A 6608-nucleotide genomic window follows, 5' to 3' on the forward strand; every position below is an offset into this window, starting at 1 on the left:
GGGCTCCTTCAAAAAAATTGGGTTACAGATCCAGCAGCCAACTGTGCTGCGGATCGTTGTGGAATTGCCATGCGCGCTTTGGCCCGGCCATCACGTTCAAATAATAGGATTCGTAGCCGTACGGCACGCTGACCGGGTGGTAACCCTTGGGCACCGTGACCAGATCGTTGTTCTCCACGGCCATGGCCTGATCGATGCTGCGATCGTCGGTGTACACGCGCTGGAACACATAGCCCTGGGGCGGGTTGACCTGATGGTAATAGGTTTCTTCGAGGAAGCTCTGGTGCGGCAAATCATCCGTGTCGTGCTTGTGCGGCGGGTAGCTCGACGAGTGGCCCGAGGGCGTGCGCACCTCTACCACCAGCAGCGAATGCGCCGGTTCGGAATCGGGAAGGATGTCGCAGACGTATCGGGTGTTGGCCGCCCGGCCGCGCACGCTGCGTTTCATCGTGTCGGGGGTGATCACGCGCGCCGGCAGGTCTTTGGAGGCATCGCCCGGCGCAGCGCACACGGCAATCTGCACCGCGCTCAACGCCGTGACTTCGGCTTGACTGCCCGGCGGCAGGTACACCGCGAAGGGCGATTTGTCCTCGAACACGGACTGCCGATCACCGAGGTTTTCCCAGTTGAAACCGCCCTGCCCCGGCGACTCGCCGCTGACGCTGATGCGACCGCTGAGCAGCACCAGGCAGATTTCCTTGTCGCCCGCATTCACCGGCAGACGTTCGCCGACGCTCAATCGGTGGGCGGAGAAGCCGACGTACGTCAGCACGCCGTCGGCCAGCGCGACGACATCGCGCCCTTCAGCCTTGCTCTTGACCAAGAGATTCATGTTCACAGGCTCCTCTGTTCAGGCGGTTGTTGAGGTGCGTTCTGTTGTTGAGCCGCGCTGTTCAACTGCGCGGCGGCCAGCAAATGGCGCAGGGTCTCATAGCCCTTCTTCGCGTAGGCATAGCTCGGCGCAACGGCCGGGTCCTGTTCCGCCTCGACCACCAGCCAGCCTTGGTAATCCGCTTGCATCAGCACGTCCAGCAGCGCGGCGAAATCGATGTCGCCATCGCCGGGCACGGTGAAGGTGCCGTTGACGATGCAGTCCGGAAAACTCCACAAATTGTTGCGCGCCAGCTGCACCACCGGCTTGCGCACGTCCTTGAAATGCACATGGCAGACGCGATCGATGTGTGTGCTCAGCACTTGAAGCGGTTCCCCGCCCCCCATGTAGCAGTGACCGGAATCGAACAGCAGTCCGACTTCGCCGCCAGTCAGTGCCATCAGCGTGTCGATGTCCTCCGGCGATTCCACGTACGCGCCCATGTGGTGGTGATAGGCCAGACGCACGCCTTGGGACAAGGTGAACCGGGCCAGCTCAGTGAGCTTGTCGGCGTAGGCCTGCCAGGCACTGGCGCTGTGGAAGCGCGGTCGTTCGACCAGTCGGATGCGCTGGCCCTGAATCGAATCGGCCACTTCGCCGTAGACCAGCACCGTGGCGCCGTTGTGCTTGAGCAGTTCGACATGGCTGGCGATGGCGTCGATTTCCTCGGCCGCCGAACGGCTGGCGAGCCGACCGGAATACCAGCCCGACACCAGCGCCAGGTCATAGGGGCGCAACACATCGGCCACGCCTTGGGCGTCCTTGGGGAATTTGCCGTTGAGCTCGAAGCCTTCGTAGCCGATTTCCTTGCCCTCGCTGAGCGCGGTTCTCAGGGGCGTTTCGCCACCGAGGGCCGGGAGGTCGTCGTTGCTCCAGGAAATCGGGTTGATGCCAATTCGGATTGCAGAAGCGGGCATGGCTGCACCTTTACTGTTGTTATCACGTTCAACTGAACACACAGTCCGCGGGTTCGGACTTCAAGCCCGGGCGTCGCGCCAGGACTCGATCAGGAAACCGAAGTTGCTCTGTACCCGAGTGATCAGGTCCGCGTCATCGATTTCGCCCTCCAGCCAGGCTCGGCTGGGTTCATGAAAAATCGTGCGGCCTACGGCAAACCCACGGCAGGTGGTGCTTTTCGCCGCCTGACGAAAGCCGACCGCCAGGGTTTCGGCGGGCGCGTTCAGCCCCAGCAACACCACACCCCGGCAGTACGGATCACGCTCATGAATCAGCGCATCGAGCTGTTCCCAGACCTCGGCGGACTGCGATTCGATTTTCCACCAGGCCGGGTAAATGCCGAGGTTGTAGAGGCGCTTGAGGGAACGGTAGATGACATCCGGATAGGGCGAAGGATGATCCTTCGGCGGAATCACTTCCAGCAGCAGTTCATGACCGCTGGCCAGCGCTGCCTGATACAGCCCCAACAACTGCGCTTCCTGTTCCAGGCGCAGCATCGGTTCGTCGTCCGGGTGGTATTGCACCAGGCACTTGATGATCTGTTCCTGAGGCCAGGCCAGTAGAGTGCTGCCCACCGAGCGCCCGTGCTCGAACGCCAGTGGGCGCGAGCCTTGCACTTCCACCGGACGTGCCACCCACCAGCCGCGCCCGCTGGCCGCATTCAGTGAATCCTGACCAAAGCGCTGGTCCGCCAGCACGCCGACATCGGCGGCGATGCCGCGCTTCTCCAAATCGGCCTCAACCCGCGCGACCGCTTGCACGAACAACTGCTTGAGCTGGCCGATACACGCCGGATCGCGCCCGGCCTTTTGCGCCAGCTCGACCAGTTGCCCGCGATGATCGAAGGCGAAGATGAACAGCGGCTGCCATTCGCGACGGGGCACGCTGACCCGGTGCAGACGTTGCAACACCGCGTCCTGATCGGGTCGAGTGATCGGAACCGGGCTGTTAAACAGGTATTCCAGCTCGACGAGCGTCGGCATGGCCGGCGCGCAGGCGTGCCGCGACACCACCAGACCGCCGCAGGCATTGGCCAACTGGCAGCAGCGCTCATCGCTTTCGTCGTTGAGCCAGCCCTTGAGAAAGCCGGACATGAACGCGTCGCCCGCGCCGAGGACATTCAGTACTTCCACGCGTACGCCAGGGTAAATCGCGCCGTCTTCCAGCTTCGCCGGAATCGCCCCGTGAATCACTGTGCAGCCCTGGGGCCCGAGCTTCACCACCAGCGTCGCGGCACTGAGCTCACGAACCCGGCGCAGGGCGCTGAGCAAATCGGTCGAGCCGCCAGCGATGAGGAATTCTTCTTCGGTGCCGACGATCAGATCGAAGCGCGGCAGGATGCGTTGCACGTGCTGGCTGACAGTGTCGTTGGCGACGAAGCGGGTTTCGCCGTCAGCCTTGCCGGCCAAGCCCCATAGCACCGGGCGGTAATCGATGTCGAGGACGCGTTTAACGTTGTGTTTTTCGGCGTAGTCCAGCGCCTGACTGCTGGCGCGGAACACTTGATCGGTGGAGAAATGCGTGCCGGTGATCAACAGCGCCTTGCTGGAGGCGATCTGCGCTTCATAGATGTCTTCAGGCTGCAGCGCCATGTCGGCGCAGTTCTCGCGGTAGAACACCAATGGGAAGGTTTCGCGGTCCTTGATGCCGAGCAGGACCATGGCGGTCAGGCGTTCGGCGTCGACCTTGATGCCGCTGACGTCGCAGCCCTCCCGCGCCAGGGATTCCACCAGGAACCGGCCCATATGGTCGTCGCCAACGCGGGTCAGCATGGCTGACTTCACGCCCAGCCGTGCGGTGCCGAACGCGATGTTGGCGGAGGAGCCGCCGAGGTATTTGGCGAAACTGCTGACGTCCTCAAGGCGCGCGCCGATCTGCTGCGCATAGAGATCGACGCCCAGGCGCCCGAGACAAATCACGTCCAGCTGACGCCCGGTGGCAAAACGAGTCTGGCCCATGCCGGCCCCTCTTCTTTTATTGTTATGGGTTTGATTGCTGATGCCCTTGCCCACAAGCGAGGTGCTTGCAAGCGAGTTCGTGGATGCAGACTAGAACGGCGCCCGGGCTTGATCAATGAATTTTTCTAAATTATTTTCATGTGGAATATTTATTCCACTTTGCATTGCAGGTCGCACCCTGCAAAACTGGCCGCCTGTCCTCCCGGACACTCCGCCACGCCACCACCTGCCAAAGGATTCGCACGTATGTCCAGCCTCGATCAGCCAGGCTCGCCCGAAACCGGAGCCGACGGCGCAACGCCCGTCACCGCTGCGCCGGAGACCGCCGATGCCCTGCTCAAGCTGATCACGGCCGAATACGAGAGCCTGCCGCGCCAGCTCAAGCGCATTGCCAGTTACACGAGCCAGCAGAGCGACCGGATCATGGTCGACCGCATCAGCGACATCGCCCGGGAATGCGAGGTGCATCCGTCGGCCATCGTGCGGTTTTCCCAGCGCTTCGGCTTCAGCGGATTCAGCGAAATGCAGGCGCTGTTCCGCGAGGCCTACACCCACAAAGCCACGCCGGTGCAGAACTACCAGCAACGCATTCGCAGCATGATCGCCAACAAATCCCAGAAGGCCAGCGCGGGCGACCTGGCCCGGGAATGCGTCAACGCTACGCTGTCGGGACTGGAGCGGCTGGCGCTGGAACTGGACGACGAGGCCTTCGAGAAAGCCGTGGACCTGGTGGTCAACGCCGACAACATCTACGTGGTCGGGGTGCGACGCTCCTTCGCCGTCGCCGACTATCTGGTCTACAACCTGCAGCACACCAACAAGCGCATCCACCTTATTTCCGGCCTCGGCGGCAGCTACCGCGAGCAGATGCGCAGCGTGCGCGCCAACGATCTGGTGATCGCCATCAGCTTCACGCCCTACGGCAAGGAAACCCAGCACTGCCTGCGCATCGCCCAGCATCATCAGGCCAAGACGTTGATCATTACTGACAGCAACCTTTCTCCCCTGGCCAAGCGCGCCAATGCCGTGTTGCTGGTCAACGAAGGCAGCTCGTTCGCCTTTCGCTCGCTCAGTGCCACGCTGTGTTTATGCCAGGCGCTGTTCATTGCCGTGGCCTATCGCCTGGAGCTGAAGGTGGACGAAATCGCCGAACAGGCCGGTTTCGATGACTGATAACCGAAAACCTTGTACAAACCCGACGAGCTGTACAAGTTCGGCATAGCTTTTTAACATCACCTGCGTAATGATCGGCTGCACTGCAAATGGAACACGCATCTGAGCTGCATCTCGCTCGCAAGGTCATGGATCAGGACCACACCTCAATCACTTGCCTGAGCCGCCATCATGTTTTTTGACTCGTCCAAGAATAAAATCATCCAGGACCTGCAACTGACCGTCGCCCATCAGGACAGTCTGTTGGAGGCGATCAATCGCTCGATGGCCAGCATCGAATTCGATCTGAACGGTGTGGTGCTCAAGGCAAACGACAACTTCTTCAAGACCATGCGCTACCGGCCCGAGCAGGTCATCGGTAAAGAGCACCGCATGTTCTGCACCCCCGAACACGCGCGCAGCCCCGAGTACGCCCAGTTATGGTCGCGCTTGCGTAATGGAGAGTTCGTGTCGTCGACGTTCCAGCGCGTGGCGGGCGATGGCAGCACCGTATGGCTGGAGGCCAATTACAACCCGGTCAGGGACTCGGACGGCAAGGTCACCCGGGTGGTCAAATACGCGATGGACGTCACCGCCAAACTTCAAGCCGAGAGCGAAGCCCACAATAAGCTGCAGGCCATCGACCGCGCCATGGCAGTCATCGAGTTCGATCTGGACGGCACGATCATCGCTGCCAACGACAACCTGTTGCGCTTGCTGGGCTACAGCCGGCAAGAGCTGCTGGGTAAAAGCCACAAATTGCTCTGCCCCCCTGAGTTCACCAAAAGCACCGAGTATCAGGACTTTTGGCGTCGGTTGAACAAGGGCGAGTTTTTCAGCGATCAGTTCAAGCGCGTCGGCAAGCACGGCCAGACGCTCTGGCTGGAAGCGTCCTATAACCCGGTGTACGACGCCGCTGGCAAGCTGTGGAAGGTGGTCAAGTTTGCGTCGGACGTGACCGCGCGTATCGAAAAGCACGAGCAGGATTCCCAAAGCGCTGCCCAGGCGTATCACATTTCGGTGCAGACGCAGAAGTACGCCGAGCAGGGCACCCTGGTGATTCAGCAGGCGGCCAGTGAGATGCGTCAGATTTCGCAGAACATTGATGATTCGTCGCGGATCATTGGTCAGTTGGGTGAGCGCTCGGAGCAGATTACAGCGATCGTGAATACGATTCGCAGTATTGCGGATCAGACGAATTTGCTGGCGTTGAATGCGGCGATCGAGGCGGCCCGGGCCGGTGATCAGGGCCGTGGCTTTGCGGTGGTGGCCGATGAGGTTCGGCAGTTGGCGGGGCGCACGAGCCGGTCGACGCAGGAGATTTCGGAGATGATTCAGGTGATTCAGGCCGAGACGCGTCAGGCGATTGTAAGTATGGACAATACGCGGAGTACGGCGGTGAAGGGTGTGGATCTGGCGGATCAGGCGGGGGATGCGATTGTGCAGATCAGTTCGGGGACGAATGATGCGGTGGATGCTGTGAGGATATTCGCCGGGCGGGATTGACCCTTAAGGTCAAGAGCGTCTGTCTGGGGACAGACTGTTTCGCCTTCGGCGAGTTACTTGATAAATCCCCAAGTAACCAAGGGCTTGTGCTCCTGGTTGGGTTCCTCCTTCGTCGGAATACCCTCACTCCGACGACGCTCCGTGGGCCCGCGCCGAACGGACAT

General features: G+C 61.2%; 4 protein-coding genes and 2 pseudogenes. 3 read left to right on the top strand and 3 right to left on the bottom strand.

What is annotated here, in order from left to right; genetic code table 11:
* Window positions 1-22 precede the first annotated feature (22 nt).
* The 3 genes from iolB to AC07VF_RS25595 are packed head-to-tail and all read right to left on the bottom strand — an operon-like array spanning window position 23 to window position 3786.
* Complete coding sequence (gene iolB, locus AC07VF_RS25585; RefSeq protein WP_346631049.1) at window positions 23-832, bottom strand: 5-deoxy-glucuronate isomerase; 810 nt, start codon at window positions 830-832, stop codon at window positions 23-25.
* 2 nt (window positions 833-834) lie between these two features.
* A complete protein-coding gene (iolE, locus tag AC07VF_RS25590) occupies window positions 835-1788 on the bottom strand; it encodes a myo-inosose-2 dehydratase (RefSeq protein WP_346631050.1) in 954 nt (317 codons plus the stop codon).
* Between the two features lie 60 nt (window positions 1789-1848).
* Entirely contained in the window at window positions 1849-3786 is a 1938-nt protein-coding gene (locus AC07VF_RS25595; RefSeq protein ID WP_346631051.1) for a bifunctional 5-dehydro-2-deoxygluconokinase/5-dehydro-2-deoxyphosphogluconate aldolase, read from the bottom strand.
* 246 nt (window positions 3787-4032) lie between these two features.
* Here AC07VF_RS25595 and AC07VF_RS25600 point away from each other — a divergent pair, with 246 nt between their 5' ends.
* The 3 genes and pseudogenes from AC07VF_RS25600 to AC07VF_RS25610 all read left to right on the top strand — a co-directional run.
* The gene (locus AC07VF_RS25600) at window positions 4033-4959 is read left to right on the top strand and encodes a MurR/RpiR family transcriptional regulator (RefSeq protein WP_463583202.1); all 927 of its coding nucleotides are present in this window, start codon (window positions 4033-4035) and stop codon (window positions 4957-4959) included.
* Between the two features lie 264 nt (window positions 4960-5223).
* Window positions 5224-5907: pseudogene (locus tag AC07VF_RS25605) on the top strand (PAS domain-containing protein); the annotation flags it as partial.
* Between the two features lie 105 nt (window positions 5908-6012).
* Window positions 6013-6444 (top strand): annotated as a pseudogene (locus AC07VF_RS25610) (methyl-accepting chemotaxis protein); the annotation flags it as partial.
* Window positions 6445-6608 lie beyond the last annotated feature (164 nt).

The sequence above is a fragment of the Pseudomonas sp. GW821-FHT02H06 genome, assembly GCF_059421525.1.